The organism is Lysobacter lycopersici (assembly GCF_007556775.1).
GTDB classification, from domain to species: Bacteria; Pseudomonadota; Gammaproteobacteria; order Xanthomonadales; family Xanthomonadaceae; genus Pseudoluteimonas; species Pseudoluteimonas lycopersici.
This window is the reverse complement of the sequence record NZ_CP041742.1, coordinates 1,311,068-1,324,541: the sequence shown is the minus strand read 5'-3', so window position 1 is coordinate 1,324,541 and position 13,474 is coordinate 1,311,068. Positions and strand designations below refer to the sequence as shown.

The following is a 13,474-nucleotide window of genomic DNA, read 5'->3' as shown; positions in this document are numbered from 1 at the left end:
GCACATTCGTGTTGCAAAAGTGTTGACAGTGGAAAAAACCGTGATTAGGTTTCGCCCAGCAGACGGTTCCTGCGGAAGCGAGTGAGAACGGCAACGACGACCAAGCGCCAGGTAACAGCGAACTCCGCCCCGACGTACATAAAGGTGGACTCAGGCGTTGTCTCCCCCGAGAAAAGCAAAAACGCTTCCGCGAACATCCAGGTTGCATCGTTGTCGGCCGCCGGTGAAGCGGCCGATTCCATGTCTGGAAGACCGAGTTTCGGCGGCGCAGGCCGCCGGCCCGTGCAGGCACGGATGCCTGCATGCCAAGAATCCGTTTCGGCGCGCTCCGCGCGCTGGCGGTTGCTCGCGGGTCCGACTCCCGCGGCGTTGTCGAGTACTGGGCAGCTAGAGCAGTACCCGCAAGTCCACTGACGAGGAGAGCCATCCTATGGCCATGAAGAAAGCTGCGAAGAAACCCGCCAAGAAGGCGGCGAAGAAGAAGGTCGCTAAGAAGAAGACCGCCCGCAAGGCCGTCAAGAAGGCCGCCAAGAAGACCGCGAAGAAGGCGGTGAAGAAGGCCGCCAAGCGCAAGCCTGCGAAGAAGGCCGCGAAGAAGGTCGCCAAGAAGCGCAAGCCTGCGAAGAAGGCCGCGAAGAAGGCCGCCAAGCGCAAGCCTGCGAAGAAGGCCGCGAAGAAGGCCGCCAAGCGCAAGCCTGCGAAGAAGGCCGCGAAGAAGGCTGCCAAGCGCAAGCCTGCGAAGAAAGCTGCTAAAAAAAAAGCTAAGAAATCGGTGAAGAAGTCCGGTCCGGTGGCCATGCCGTCGGTTCCGGCGCCGATGATCTAAGCGGTAACACTGAAGTATCGAGCCCCTTTCCCGCAGCCCAGGCGGGGAAGGGGTTTTCTTTTTGCATTGGCGGGAACCCGACTGTTGCCGGGTGTCGGGATCAGCGCGGCGCGCCGGCGGCGGCCGGGGATTGCGCCTGGTCGCTGCCGTCGGGGACTGCCGCTTCGCCGTTGTTCGGCTGGCCGCTGGCATACAGTCCCGCCGGTTGCGACTTGTCCTCGATCCAGGCGTGGTACGGCAGGCCGATCGCGCTGTCGAGGATGGTCGGCAACAATCCGCTCGGCAACGCGCTCTCGCTGTTCCAGAGGATGGCGACGCCGAGGTCGCGGTCGGGCAGCATCGCCACCACGCCGCGGTAACCCTGCACTGCACCGCCATGGAACACCACTTCATGCCCGGCGTAGTCGTACACGCGCCAGCCGATCGCGTAGCCGGCCGAGGTCAGGCGTTCGCGCCGCCACTCGGAACCGCGCAGTTCGGTCGGGGTCGAGATCACCGGTCGGTGCAGCGTCGCGAGCAATGGCGCCGGCAGCACATCGGGGCGATGCCCGGTCTGCGCGATCAGCCACTGCGACATGTCGCTGATGCTGGCGTTGACGCCAGCCGCCGGCAGCACGTGGTAGTAGGCGGGCTTGGGCATCAGTGCGACCCATCCGCCACCGCCGCGCACGTGCGGGCGCGCCCAGCGCGGGCTCGACTCGATGCCGTCGAGGCCGGTGCTCGCGTCCTTCATGCCCAGTGGCTTGAACACCATGCGCGCCAATTCGCGGCCGTAGTCCTCGCCGCTGGTCGCGGCCAGCACGTTGCCGATCAGGCTGAACGCCACGTTCTGGTAGGCGTAGCACTCGCCCGGATTGCAGGTCATCGGCGCGTAGGCGAGTTTCGAAACGAGGCCCGAATAGTCGGCATTCGCCTCGAGGTCGCGGTCGAACGCGTTGCGGGTCAGGCCGACGCGATGGCTAAGCAGGTCGGCGACGGTAAGTTCGCGTTCGGCGCCGGGACGCGACAAGCGCAGCCACGGCACGTAATCGACCACCGGCGTGTCCCAGCGGAACTTGCCTTCGTCCACCATCAGGCCGGTGAGCGCGCTGGCGAACGCCTTGGACAGCGAAGCGAGGCGGAACACGGTGTGGTTGTCGATCGGCTGCGTGCCCTTCGCATCGGTCACGCCGTAGCCGCGCTCGCTCACCACCTTGCCGTTCTGGACGATCGCCATCGCCAGTCCGGGCACGCGGCCATCGGCGACGAGTTGCTGCGCGAGCGTTTCGAATTCCGCTGGATCGAACGCCGCGCCCGGTTGCGGCACGGCATGAACGGAAGGACGGGAAGCCGGCTGCTGCGAAGGCGATGGCGGATAGGCCGACGCACCGCGCCAGCGCAACGAATCCTGCGCGCCGCTGCCCGCGGCGAGCGGCAACAACAACAGGCTGAGGGTCCAGGCGAGGCGCGTCCGCTTCTGCGGCCGGTTCGCGTCGTCTTTCATCGCGGGGTCCCCGTCCGTATGCTCTCTTCAGGCGATGATAACGCCTGTTTCCATTTCTGCATGAATAGGGAGAGGTTTGATGGCCATGCTGCTGATCCTGCTGGTAATTGTGGTAGTCGTCGCACTTTGGGCCATGGGCATCTACAACGGCCTCGTCACCGCGCGGAATGCGTTCAAGAACGCCTTCGCCCAGATCGACGTGCAATTGCAGCGCCGTTTCGACCTGATCCCGAACCTGGTGGAAGTCGCCAAGAAATACATGGCGCACGAACGCGATACGCTGGAAGCGGTGATCGCCGCGCGTTCGGCCGCGCAGTCGGGCCTGTCCGCGGCCAAGGCCAACCCCGGCGATCCGGCCGCGATGGCCCAGCTCGCGGCCGCACAGGGACAGTTGAACGCCGGCCTCGGCCGATTGCTCGCGGTGGCCGAGTCCTACCCGGACCTCAAGGCCAACCAGAACATGATGCAGCTCACCGAGGAACTGACCAGCACCGAGAACAAGGTCGCGTTCGCGCGGCAGGCGTTCAACGATTCGGCGATGGCCTACAACAACAAGCGCGAAGTGTTCCCGAACAGCATCTTCGCCGGCATGTTCAACTTCGCCCCGGCCACGCTGTTGGAAATCCCGGCCGACAAGCAGGCCGAAGTCCGCGCCGCGCCGAAGGTTTCCTTCTGAACCTGCTTTCCCCTCTCCCCTTGAGGGAGAGGGTGGCCGCAGGCCGGGAGAGGGGACGCGCATGAACTTCTTCGAACACCAGGCCGCGGCCCGGCGCACCTCGGCGTGGCTGGTCGCGCTGTTCGCGCTGGCGGTCGCCGGCATCGTGCTCGCGGTCGACCTCGTCGCGTGGATCGCCACGCGTTCCACCGGCGCGTTGGCGTTCTTCAGCCTCGCCACGCTGGCGACGATCGGCCTCGGTTCGCTGTACCGCATCGCGTCCTTGCGTGGCGGTGGCGAACCGGTGGCGTTGCAGATGGGTGGCGTACCGGTGCCGGAGAACACCACGGACTTGAACCTGCGCCGGCTGCGCAACGTGGTCGAGGAAATCGCGATCGCCTCCGGCGTACCGGTGCCGCGGCTGTACGTACTCGAACACGAGGCCGGCATCAACGCCTTCGCCGCCGGTTATTCGCCGTCCGACGCGGTGGTCGCGGTGACCCGCGGCGCGCTCGACCGACTCAACCGCGACGAACTGCAGGGCGTGATCGCGCACGAGTTCAGCCACATCCTCAACGGCGACATGCGCCTGAACATCCGCCTGATCGGCGTGCTGTTCGGCATCCTCATGATCGGCCTGATCGGGCGCAAGATCCTGCAAAACGGCGGGCTTGGCGGACGCAACAAAAGCGCGGGCGCGGTCGTGGTCGCCGCGCTGGCGGCGCTGGTCATCGGCTACATCGGCCTGTTCTTCGGGCGCATGATCAAGGCCGGCGTCAGCCGCACGCGCGAATCGCTGGCCGATGCCAGCGCGGTGCAATTCACCCGACAGACCGTCGGCCTCGCCGGTGCGCTGAAGAAGATCGGCGGCCTCGCCGAAGGCGCAACGCTCAACGACGGCGGCAACGCCGAGGAAGTCAGCCACATGCTGTTCGGCGAAGGCCTGAAACTGTCAGGCCTGTTCGCCACGCATCCGCCGTTGCTCATGCGCATCCAGGCGCTGGAACCGCAGTTCCGCGGCGAGGAACTGGAACAACTGCGAGCGAAATGGTTCGCGGCGGCGCCGGTCGGGCTGGACGAGGACGCGATGCTCGGCCTCGACGCCGTCGGCGGTTCGCGCCTGCCGAATGCGACGCAGGAATTGAACGTCACCCCGCCGATGGTGGCCGCGCAGGTCGCGGCGCCCGCAGCCGACGACTACAGGCGCGCGGACGCCATCGCCAGCGGCATTCCCGAAGCCCTGCGCGACCTGGCCGCGCAACGCGACGCGGTGATGCCCTTGCTGCTCGCCTTGCTGCTCGCCGACGACGAGGCGCTGGCCGAGCGCCAGCGATTCGAGATCGCCGCGCGCCTCGGCAGCGATGCCGCCGACCACGCCGCGCGCATCCACCAGCAGTTGGTCGCCGACCTGCACCCGATGCTGCGCCTGCCGCTGGCGGCGCTGGCATTCCCGGTACTGCGCCTGCGTCCGCGCCCGCAACTGGATGCGTTCATGGACACGGTGCACGCGGTGGTGAATGCCGATGGCGAGGTTTCGCTGTTCGAGTACTGCCTCGGCCGGCTGCTGACCGTGCAGGTGCGCGAATCGCTGGATCCGGGCCGTTATTCGCATTTCGGACCGCGCAAGCCGAATGCCGTCAAACGTGAAATCGCACTATTGCTCGCGGTCGTCGCACAGGCTGGCCATGACGATGCCGACAGCGCGCGTCGCGCCTATCTCGCCGGCATGCTGCGCGTGCTGCCGAACGAACACCTGGCCTACGCACCACCGGCGAACGGCGTGCTCGCGCTGGACGAGGTTTGGGGTCCGCTCGACCGGCTCGATCCGCTCGCGAAGCAGGCGCTGGTCGAGGGTGTGACCGCGGCGATCAGCAATGACGGCCGCATCAGCGTCGCCGAGGCGGAACTGCTGCGCACCATCTGCGGCGTGCTGCATTGCCCGCTGCCGCCGATGCTGGAGCGCTCTTAGCCGTCATTCCCACGAAAGCGGGAATCCAGCTTTGACAGGCAGGCAGGGGAAATCAATGCGAAAGTTTTTCAAGTTGCTTCAAATTGCAATTTTGTTGACGGCTGCTATGGCGGCTCTTCGCGTAGGTTTCATGCTCATTTTTTGGGTGAGGGACCAGTGCTTATCCATGGCCTCCCCAGAGGTACGGCAGGGGGTATACATGTGCCTGTCGGCGATCTTCGTCTTTTTTGTCGGCTACTACTCATTGCTGTGGACAAAAAAGATTTGGGAAAAGTCGGAAGCGTCGTAGGCTGGATCAGTCCCACCGATCCGGTATCGTGAAGTTATTTCGGGTTTGGTAAAGTCGAATCGATCTGCAAAAGTTGAAAAGCAAAGACGCTGGATCCCGGCCTTCGCCGGGATGACGAGCAAAGGCATCAACCCGCCGCAATCAACTCCGCCGCGCGTTCGGCGATCATGATCGTCGGGGCGTTGGTGTTGCCGCCGGGCAGCGTCGGCATCACCGAGGCATCGACCACGCGCAGGCCTTCGACGCCGCGCACGCGCAATTCGGGATCGACCACCGCGCCGTCGTCGCGGCCCATGCGGCAGGTGCCGACCGGGTGGTACACGGTTTGCGCCTTGTCGCGCACGAACGCGACGAGGTCCGCTTCGGTCTTCGGTTGTTGCGCCGGGAAGATCGGCGTGCCGCGCCAGGCATCGAACGCCGGCTGGGCGAAGATCTCCAGCGAAATGCGCGCGCATTCGACCATGACCTTGAGGTCGAAACCCTCCGGATCGCTCAGGTAATTGGCCTCGATCCGCGGCTTGTCGCCGGCGCGGTTGCTGACCAGCGAGAGCCGGCCGCGGCTGCGCGGGCGCAGGTGGCAGGCATGCATGGTGTAGCCGTCGCCGGGGAGGCGGTTGCGGCCGTGGTCGTCGATCATCGCCGGGATGAAGTGCAGCTGGATGTCGGCGCGTTCGTCCGGTGCAAGCGGCGACCGCACGAATCCGCCACCCTCGGCGATGTTGCTGGCACCGGGACCGCGATGGCCGCGCAGGAAGTAATCGAACGCGGTCTTCAGCTCGCTGGCGCGGTCGTAACTGGTGCGGCGGGTTTCGTGCTGCAGCGTGCAGACGTCGAGGTGGTCCTGCAGGTTGGCGCCGACGCCGGGCAGGTCGGCGACGGGGGCGATGCCGTGCCGGCGCAGGTCGTCCGCCGGACCGATGCCGGAGAGCATCAGCAACTGCGGCGAATTGATCGCGCCGCCGCACAGGATCACTTCGTTCGCGGGTTGGTGGAACGCCTGTCCGCGCATCGAATAGGTGACGCCGGTGGCACGGCCGCGTTCGAAGGTGACGCGCGAAGCGAGCGCGCCGGTGTGGACGGTGAGGTTGGGCCGCGGTTTCGCCGGATCGAGGTAGGCGACCGCGGTCGAGCAACGCGCGCCATCACGCTGGGTCACCTGGTACAGGCCCGCGCCGAGTTGGGAGGCGCCGTTGAAATCGGGGTTGAATGGAATGCCGGCTTGCGCCGCGGCTTCGATGTAGACCTGCGTCAGCGGGTTGGCGTGGCGCAGGTCTGACACCGTGAGCGGGCCATCGGCGCCATGCCAGGCGTCGGCGCCGCGGGTGTTGCCTTCGCTGCGCTTGAAATAGGGCAGCACGTTGTTCCAGTCCCAGCCGTCCGCGCCTTGCGCGGCCCAGTCGTCGTAGTCGCGCGCCACGCCGCGGATGTAGCACATCGCATTGATGGAACTGGAACCGCCGAGCACCTTGCCGCGCGGCCACCAGATGGTGCGGCCATCGAGCTGCGGTTCCGGCTGCGTGCTGTAGTCCCAGTTGATCGACTTGATCCCGGCGATCTTGGCCAGCCCCGCCGGCATGTGGATGAAGGGATGCCAGTCGCGACCGCCGGCTTCGAGCAGCAGCACCTTGCGCTTCGGGTCCGCGGACAGGCGATTGGCGAGCACGCAGCCGGCGGAACCGGCGCCGATGATGATGATGTCGAACACGAAGCGTCCTGCGTTTCCCGGATCGGCCGACACTATGCCGTGCCCTTTGAGCAATTGCTCGGCATCGCCGCGCTGGCCTTGTCGCGGGGCCTGCGGTAACGTGCCGCGACCCTTGGCGGAGCGCGCGATGTCGTCATCCACGGCTGGATCCGGCCCGTCGCGCGTCCGCAGCGGCGAATGGCGCGCGGTGGCATGGTCGTTCGCCTATTTCTTCTGCGTGCTGTCCGCGTACTACGTGATGCGCCCGGTGCGCGAACAGCTGTCCGCGGCGGTCGGCTCGACCCAGTTGCCGTGGTTCTTCGCCGCGACCTTCGTCGCCACCCTCGCGCTGACGCCGGTGTTCGCCTGGCTGGTGTCGCGCTGGCCGCGGCGGATCGTGGTGCCGGTGGTGTACGCATTCTTCATCGCCTGCCTGCTGGCGTTCGTGCCGTTGTTCACCTTCGAGGGCCTCATCAGCCCAAAGGCGCTGGGCACGCTGTTCTTCGTCTGGGTCAGCGTGTTCAACCTGTTCGTGGTCTCGGTGTTCTGGAGTTTCATGTCCGACATCTGGAGCGACGAACAGGCGCGGCGGCTGTACCCGGTCATCGCGCTGGGCGGCACGGCCGGCGCGATCGCCGGCCCGGCGTTGACGCGCATGCTGGTCGGCAGCATCGGCGTCGCCCACCTGCTGGTGGTCTCGGCCGCACTGCTCGCGCTGGCGATGCTGTGCGTGCTGGTGCTCGGCAAGTGGGCGCGCGAACACGGCGTGCACCGCCACCGCGAAGAGCACGAAGCTGCGATCGGCGGCGGCATGTTCGACGGGCTGAAGCAGGTATTCGCCACGCCCTTCATCCGCAGCATGGCGATCCTGATGCTGCTGGGCGACGCCATCGGCACGATCGCCTACGCGCTGGTCATCGATTATTCCGGCGCCACCTTCCACGACGCGATTTCGCGCACGCGCTTCGCCGCCGACATCGACCTGGTCACCAACATCATCCAGGTGGTCGCGCAGTTGACCCTGACCCGCTGGCTGCTGGTGCGCCACGGCGCCGCGCCGGTGCTGGCGGTGCGCGCGGTGGTCGGCATCCTCGCCTGCATCGGCATGGCGCTGGCGGTGGATCCGTACGCGGTGGTGGTCGGACCGTTATCGTTGTCGGTCGGACCCATGCACCTCGCGTTGAGCGGCCTGCCATGGGTTGCGTTGATGCTCATCCTCACCCGCTCGTTGGCCTACGGCATGGACCAGCCCGCGCGCGAAAGCCTGTTCACCCTGGTGCCGCGCGGCATGCGCTACAAGGGCAAGAACGCGGTGGATACCGCGGTGTGGCGCGCGGGCGACGTGTTCAGCGCGCTCACGGTCAACGGCCTGCGCGCGGTCGGCGCGACCGTCGGCGTATTCGGTTGGATCGGCGCGGCGGCGCTGGCGGCCTCGGGCTCGCTCGGCTGGGCCTTGGCGCGCAGGCTGGAACGCGCAAGTGCGGCGGGCGAGGTGTACTGAGTGCGCGTTTCCGCGAAGTGACCCCGCAGCCCAACGACCGCGCGCATCGTTCGCGCCGCCGTCGCCGTGCCCTGCAATGGTGCGCGTGGTTGCTCGCGGCCGGGGTGTTGGCGATGTGCGTGCAGGGTTTCGTCGTCGAACCGGGCGAGCTGGTCGAACGCGACTACGCGCTCGCCCCGCGTGGCTGGCCGCGTGCCTGCGACGGGTTGCGCGTGGACGTGGTCGCGGACCTGCACGTGGGTTCGCCGCGCAACGGACTCGACCATTTCGACGAAGTCGTGCGGCAGCTGTCGAACGACGATTCGAAGATCGTGCTGATGGCCGGCGACTACGTGATCCTCAGCGTGCTGCTCGGCCATTACGTGCCGGCCAGCGATGTCGCGCAACACTTGAAGCCGCTGCTCGCGCGCAAGCCGGTGTATGCGGTGCTCGGCAACCACGACTGGTGGAAGGGCGGGCCGGCGGTGCGCGATGCCTTCGCCGCCGTGGGCGTCCGCATGATCGACAACCGGGCCGAAGCGATTTCCGTCGGCGATTGCAGGTTCTGGCTGGTCGGGCTCGGCGACGAACTCGAGGGACATCCGGACATCGCCGATGCCTTCGCGCAGGCCGCGGACGATGCCCCCGTCGTCGCGCTCACCCACGAGCCCAGCCTGTTCCCGCGCATTCCCGCGCGTGCGTCGCTCACCATTGCCGGTCATACCCACGGCGGGCAGGTCGATCCGTGGCCGCTGTCGCTGATCGGCGAAGGGCGCTTCGACCCGGATTCGCACCGACTGCGTGGCGCTTACGACGTCGACGGCCGCCTGCTGTTCGTCACCCCCGGCATCGGCACCAGCATCCTGCCGATGCGCCTGGGTGTGCCGCCGGAAATCTCGCGCCTGACCCTGCACGCCGCGCCATCGGATTGAGCGAGGCCGCTTAAACCCGGCGCGACCCGGGCGCATCCCAATGGCTATGCTGACCGCCGTGGCCACCGCACCCGACCTTTCCTTCGTGGACTCGCCAGCCGGCGAAGACCCCGACCACGCGCTGGCGCGCCGCGCCTGCGCGGGCGAGGTCGCGGCGTTCGAGGCCCTGTACCGACGCCATGCCGGGCGCGTGCACGGCACGATCTCGCGCCTGCTCGGCGGGCGCAGCGGGCAGGCCGAGGAACTGGCGCAGGACGCGTTCGTGCGTGCATGGCAGGCCTTGCCGCGCTACCGCTTCGAAAGCGCGTTCTCGACCTGGTTGCACCGGGTCGCGGTGAACACCGCGTTGATGGCGCTGCGTGCCGCGCGTTCGCGGCCGCGGGAGGAAGATGACGAGATCGCGATGGAACGCGCGTCGATTCCCGATTCCGCCGGCCATGCGACCGCACTGTCGATGGACCTCGAGCGCGCGGTCGCGACCTTGCCGCCGCGTGCGCGCGCGGTGCTGGTGCTGCACGACGTGGAAGGCTGGACGCACGAGGACATCGCCGCCGAGCTCGGCATGGCGGTGGGCAGTTCGAAGGCGCAGTTGCATCGCGCGCGCGGCCTGTTGCGCGCGAAGTTGGGAGCATGACCATGAACGAAGAGATCCAGGATCACGAATTCGACGAACGCCTGCGCTGGCAGTTGCGCGCGTTGCGCACCGACGTGCCGCCCGCGAACGACCTGTGGCCGGGCATCGCCGCGCGCCTCGAAGCGCCGCGCCCGCGCGTTGCCCACCGCCGCGCTTTCGCCTGGCTTGCCGCCGCGGCTGCGGTGGTGATGGCGTTCGGCATCGGCTGGCAGTTGCGCCCGCTCGCACAGGCCCCCGCGCCGATCGCTGCATCGCTGGTGCAACGGGAAGCCGAGTCCATGACCCGCGACTACGATGCCGCGATGCGCCGACTGCAGGCGGCCGCGCCCGCCGCGAACAACGATCCCGTGCTGCACGAACTCGACCGCAGCGCCGGCCTCATCCGCGATGCATTGCAACGCGACCCCGATGCCGATTTCCTGCTGCAACGCCTGCGCCACACCTACGAGAAGCGGCTCGCGCTGACCCAGCGCGCGCTGCTTGGTTGAACCGGAGAATCCCCATGCCCCGCCATTCGCAATTGCATGCCGCCTGCTTCGCGGCGATCGCCTTCGCCGCCATCGCGCCGGCCTTCGCCGCCACGCCCATCGACCAGACCCGGCCGCTGGATCCGCGCGGACAGGTCGAGATCGACAACCTCAAGGGCCGCATCCAGGTGCGCGCCTGGAACCGCAACGAGGTCCGCGTCACCGGTTCGCTCGGCGCCGGTGTCGAAAAGCTCGTGGTCGAAGGCGATGGCCGCCACCTGCTGGTGAAGGCGCAATACCCGCGTCGCACCAACAACAGCATCGAGCCGACCACGCTGCTGCTGCAGGTGCCGCTGCAGGCGTCGCTGGACATCGATTCGGTGTCCGCGGACATCGACATCGACGGCGTCGCCCCCGGCGACCTGCAGATCGACACGGTCAGCGGCGACATCGTCGCCGCCGCCGCGCCGCAGCGCGCGCGCATCGAGAGCGTGAGCGGCGACCAGCGCCTGACCTTGAACTCGCCGCGCGTCGGCGTGGAAACCGTGAGCGGCGACGTAGTGCTGAACGGGCGGCTCAAGGCCGAGGTCTCGGCCGAAACCGTGTCCGGCGACATCCGCATCGACAGCCGCGGCGAAGCCCTGCAACGCCTGCGCCTCGGTAGCGTGTCCGGCAACGCCGATGCGCGCGTGGCGCTCGCGTCCGGCGGTGAGGTGCGTGCGGAAACCGTCAGCGGCGACGTGCGCGTGGTGCTGCCGCGCGCGCTGTCGGCGCAGGTGGAGGCGTCGAGTTTCAGCGGCGACCTGGTGGCGCCCGGCGCGAAGGCGCAGAAGGAAGGCTTCGGCGCGGGTTCGACGCTCAACCACCGCTACGGCAATGGCGATGGCGAGATCCACCTCGAGACGTTCTCCGGCGATGCGGAAATCGTGCTGGAGTGATCGCATCGGCCTGGTCTTCCCGCCGTCGGGCTAACATGCGCCGACTGCAGGGGGAAAGACATGGCGCTCGGGATCATGGTTCTTGCCTTGGCATTGGCGGATGCGCCCGTGGTCGATGCGCCTGCTTCGACACCCGGTGACGTGCCGGTCGAGATCGGCGAGAACCTCGTTCGCTACGCGATCAAGGGCGATACGACGAGCGAGTTGATCTCGCAGATGGCCAAACTCGGGCCGTACGACGAGGGCGAGGGGCGCCGTTTCCAGGGTTTCACGGAATGGTCGGTGCAGTGGAATTACCAGATGGCGTCGCAGCCCGGCGGGAATTGTTCGTTGGGCGATCTCAAGATCGATCTCAAGGTGCAGATGACCTTGCCGGAGTGGGAGCCCAAGCGCCACGCCGACCAGTTGCTCGTGCAGGAATGGCCCCGTTACCTGGCCAAGCTGACCGAGCACGAGATGGGTCATCGCGCCAATGGCGTGCGCGCGGCGTTCGCGGTGCGCGATGCGATCACGGCCATCGCGCCGATGGCCGACTGCGGGCAATTGGCATCGGCCGTGAATGCGGCGGGGAATGCGGCGATCGCCCAGCTCAAGGACGCGGACGCGGAATACGATCGGGAGACCGAGCACGGGGCGCGGCAGGGCGTTCGATTGCCTTGAGGCGGGTTCCCGTCGCGCCCGGACGGAGCAAGCCGCGAGGCGGCGTCGGGTTGTAATGAATTATCAGGCGTAACTTCGGTACGGCTTCAGATGCGCCGTTTCTTGAGCCCATAAATCACAAGAGCGAGTCCGAACAAAATCAGGATGGCTCCGTAGAACTCGGATCTGGCGCCGGTGACGTGTTCGATTGCCTTGAGGTGATGAACGAGCATGTCCACGGGATGGAGCATCAGGTCCAGGCCGCAGCCGCATATGAGCAGGCCAAGGGCCGCAACATAAAAGTCGCGTTCTTCGGGTTGCTGCTCCGGGGCTTCGGCGTGCGGCGATTGCGCCGGATTTTCGGTCGACGCAACAACAGGCGAATCGCCAGGCGGCTGTTCTGGTTTCGCGAAAGAACTTAAGTCGCTGTTGTTCGCGATTCCATCGTCGAGCAGGTCCTCGACGTTGGTATGTTGGCGCAACCAGGTAAGACTCCGCTTGCTCATGATTGCGAATTTGCGTCTAACGCCTGAGTTGAGGCATGCCGCGAAGCGGCTTCGGCTTGAACGAATTGTTAGGCGTCACCGCCGTGCCCACTTTTCAACTGGTGCGGTGAGAAATCTGATATGCGCTAAAAGGTAGCCAAGTGCGAATGTTGGCAGAATTAGATCGGAACCATGAGGCGGACTGTACAATAGCAAGATCGCAACGAAAGTCATCATTAAGAAAAACCAACGCCATGAAACCTTGCGTAATTCTTCGTAGGAATCATATCCAAAGAACGGGCTAAACAGTTTTCCGCGCGCTCTTGAAAGAAGCACCCAATACCATAGGTAGCCTCCAGGCAATATCAGTAGTGGCCAATACGGGTTCATGTGACGCCTAACGCTTAATAGACCGCAAAAGCGGCGATATGCGCCGGATATTCAGGCAGCACCACAAGCGAGTCAATCGCGACGCGCAGTCAGCCCGCCTTCCTCGGCGAAACCCACATCGCGATGACCGCGCGCAGCACCGCGTCGCCCTGCGGATCCTCGATGACCACGTCGAACGGCAATTCGTAGCCGTCGTCGGCCGCATGCGGTGGGAACGCAGGCGTGGCCGTGGCGCGCATGCGCCCGACCGCCTTCTTCAGGTAGCGCACGTCCATGCCTTTCGGAATCCAGCGCATGGCTGGCGGGATGCTCACGTCGCAGGTGAGGCCGCCGATGAATTCGGCGAGGTTGCACAACGCAATCGCGTGCACGGTGCTGATGTGGTTGGTGACTCGGCGACGGTGGGCGATGCCGGCCACGCCGCGGCCCGGTTCCAGCGATTCGATCCGCGGGGTGATGCTGGCGAAGTAGGGCGCCTTCCAGCACACGAGCTTCGCGAACAGCCACTTGCCGAGCGGTTTGTCGGCGAGTTTGGTGTAGAGCTCAAGGATGCTCATTTTTCTCGCTCCGTTCGTGGTTCGACAGGCTCACCACGAACGGATG

At 66.4% G+C, this 13,474-nt stretch carries 13 protein-coding genes; 9 read left to right on the top strand and 4 right to left on the bottom strand.

What is annotated here, in order from left to right:
• Positions 1-430 precede the first annotated feature (430 nt).
• Complete coding sequence (locus FNZ56_RS06690) at positions 431-826, top strand: hypothetical protein (protein ID WP_143879091.1); 396 nt, start codon at positions 431-433, stop codon at positions 824-826.
• 100 nt (positions 827-926) lie between these two features.
• Here FNZ56_RS06690 and FNZ56_RS06685 read toward each other — a convergent pair whose 3' ends face one another.
• Entirely contained in the window at positions 927-2,309 is a 1,383-nt protein-coding gene (locus FNZ56_RS06685) for a serine hydrolase domain-containing protein (RefSeq protein ID WP_143879090.1), read from the bottom strand.
• A 79-nt stretch (positions 2,310-2,388) separates the two neighbouring features.
• Here FNZ56_RS06685 and FNZ56_RS06680 point away from each other — a divergent pair, with 79 nt between their 5' ends.
• Together FNZ56_RS06680 and FNZ56_RS06675 are read left to right on the top strand one after the other, a co-directional pair.
• Positions 2,389-2,985: a LemA family protein gene (locus FNZ56_RS06680; RefSeq protein ID WP_143879089.1), complete on the top strand. Its 597-nt coding sequence runs from the start codon at positions 2,389-2,391 to the stop codon at positions 2,983-2,985.
• A 61-nt stretch (positions 2,986-3,046) separates the two neighbouring features.
• A complete protein-coding gene (locus FNZ56_RS06675) occupies positions 3,047-4,933 on the top strand; it encodes a M48 family metallopeptidase (RefSeq protein WP_143879088.1) in 1,887 nt (628 codons plus the stop codon).
• A gap of 416 nt (positions 4,934-5,349) precedes the next feature.
• Here the strand turns inward: FNZ56_RS06675 and FNZ56_RS06670 are convergent, their stop codons facing one another.
• The gene (locus FNZ56_RS06670) at positions 5,350-6,927 is read right to left on the bottom strand and encodes a GMC family oxidoreductase (protein WP_143880297.1); all 1,578 of its coding nucleotides are present in this window, start codon (positions 6,925-6,927) and stop codon (positions 5,350-5,352) included.
• A 127-nt stretch (positions 6,928-7,054) separates the two neighbouring features.
• Between FNZ56_RS06670 and FNZ56_RS06665 the strand changes: the two genes are divergently transcribed.
• The 6 genes from FNZ56_RS06665 to FNZ56_RS06640 are packed head-to-tail and all read left to right on the top strand — an operon-like array spanning position 7,055 to position 12,017.
• Positions 7,055-8,407: an NTP/NDP exchange transporter gene (locus tag FNZ56_RS06665; RefSeq protein ID WP_143879087.1), complete on the top strand. Its 1,353-nt coding sequence runs from the start codon at positions 7,055-7,057 to the stop codon at positions 8,405-8,407.
• Between the two features lie 17 nt (positions 8,408-8,424).
• Positions 8,425-9,318, top strand: coding sequence for a metallophosphoesterase (locus FNZ56_RS06660; RefSeq protein WP_143879086.1), 894 nt, complete (start codon positions 8,425-8,427; stop codon positions 9,316-9,318).
• A gap of 46 nt (positions 9,319-9,364) precedes the next feature.
• Entirely contained in the window at positions 9,365-9,952 is a 588-nt protein-coding gene (locus FNZ56_RS06655; RefSeq protein ID WP_143880296.1) for an RNA polymerase sigma factor, read from the top strand.
• Positions 9,953-9,954: 2 nt separating this feature from the next.
• Positions 9,955-10,440, top strand: a complete 486-nt coding sequence (locus FNZ56_RS06650) for a hypothetical protein (RefSeq protein ID WP_143879085.1) — start codon at positions 9,955-9,957, stop codon at positions 10,438-10,440.
• Between the two features lie 14 nt (positions 10,441-10,454).
• Entirely contained in the window at positions 10,455-11,357 is a 903-nt protein-coding gene (locus tag FNZ56_RS06645) for a DUF4097 family beta strand repeat-containing protein (RefSeq protein ID WP_143879084.1), read from the top strand.
• A gap of 60 nt (positions 11,358-11,417) precedes the next feature.
• Positions 11,418-12,017 (top strand): DUF922 domain-containing protein, encoded by a 600-nt coding sequence (locus tag FNZ56_RS06640; RefSeq protein WP_143879083.1) that lies wholly within the window; start codon positions 11,418-11,420, stop codon positions 12,015-12,017.
• 86 nt (positions 12,018-12,103) lie between these two features.
• On the opposite strand, the gene FNZ56_RS06635 is transcribed toward FNZ56_RS06640, so the two are convergent.
• A complete protein-coding gene (locus tag FNZ56_RS06635; protein WP_143879082.1) occupies positions 12,104-12,502 on the bottom strand; it encodes a hypothetical protein in 399 nt (132 codons plus the stop codon).
• A gap of 458 nt (positions 12,503-12,960) precedes the next feature.
• A complete protein-coding gene (locus FNZ56_RS06630) occupies positions 12,961-13,428 on the bottom strand; it encodes a hotdog fold domain-containing protein (RefSeq protein ID WP_143879081.1) in 468 nt (155 codons plus the stop codon).
• Positions 13,429-13,474: the final 46 nt, after the last annotated feature.

Coding starts and splice junctions, on each gene's coding strand:
- FNZ56_RS06665 (WP_143879087.1), top strand. CDS start 7,055: ATGTCGTCATCCACGGCTGGATCCGGCCCGTCGCGCGTCCGCAGCGGC.
- FNZ56_RS06630 (WP_143879081.1), bottom strand. CDS start 13,428: ATGAGCATCCTTGAGCTCTACACCAAACTCGCCGACAAACCGCTCGGC.
- FNZ56_RS06635 (WP_143879082.1), bottom strand. CDS start 12,502: ATGAGCAAGCGGAGTCTTACCTGGTTGCGCCAACATACCAACGTCGAG.
- FNZ56_RS06655 (WP_143880296.1), top strand. CDS start 9,365: ATGCTGACCGCCGTGGCCACCGCACCCGACCTTTCCTTCGTGGACTCG.
- FNZ56_RS06690 (WP_143879091.1), top strand. CDS start 431: ATGGCCATGAAGAAAGCTGCGAAGAAACCCGCCAAGAAGGCGGCGAAG.
- FNZ56_RS06685 (WP_143879090.1), bottom strand. CDS start 2,309: ATGAAAGACGACGCGAACCGGCCGCAGAAGCGGACGCGCCTCGCCTGG.
- FNZ56_RS06680 (WP_143879089.1), top strand. CDS start 2,389: ATGGCCATGCTGCTGATCCTGCTGGTAATTGTGGTAGTCGTCGCACTT.
- FNZ56_RS06650 (WP_143879085.1), top strand. CDS start 9,955: ATGAACGAAGAGATCCAGGATCACGAATTCGACGAACGCCTGCGCTGG.
- FNZ56_RS06675 (WP_143879088.1), top strand. CDS start 3,047: ATGAACTTCTTCGAACACCAGGCCGCGGCCCGGCGCACCTCGGCGTGG.
- FNZ56_RS06645 (WP_143879084.1), top strand. CDS start 10,455: ATGCCCCGCCATTCGCAATTGCATGCCGCCTGCTTCGCGGCGATCGCC.
- FNZ56_RS06640 (WP_143879083.1), top strand. CDS start 11,418: ATGGCGCTCGGGATCATGGTTCTTGCCTTGGCATTGGCGGATGCGCCC.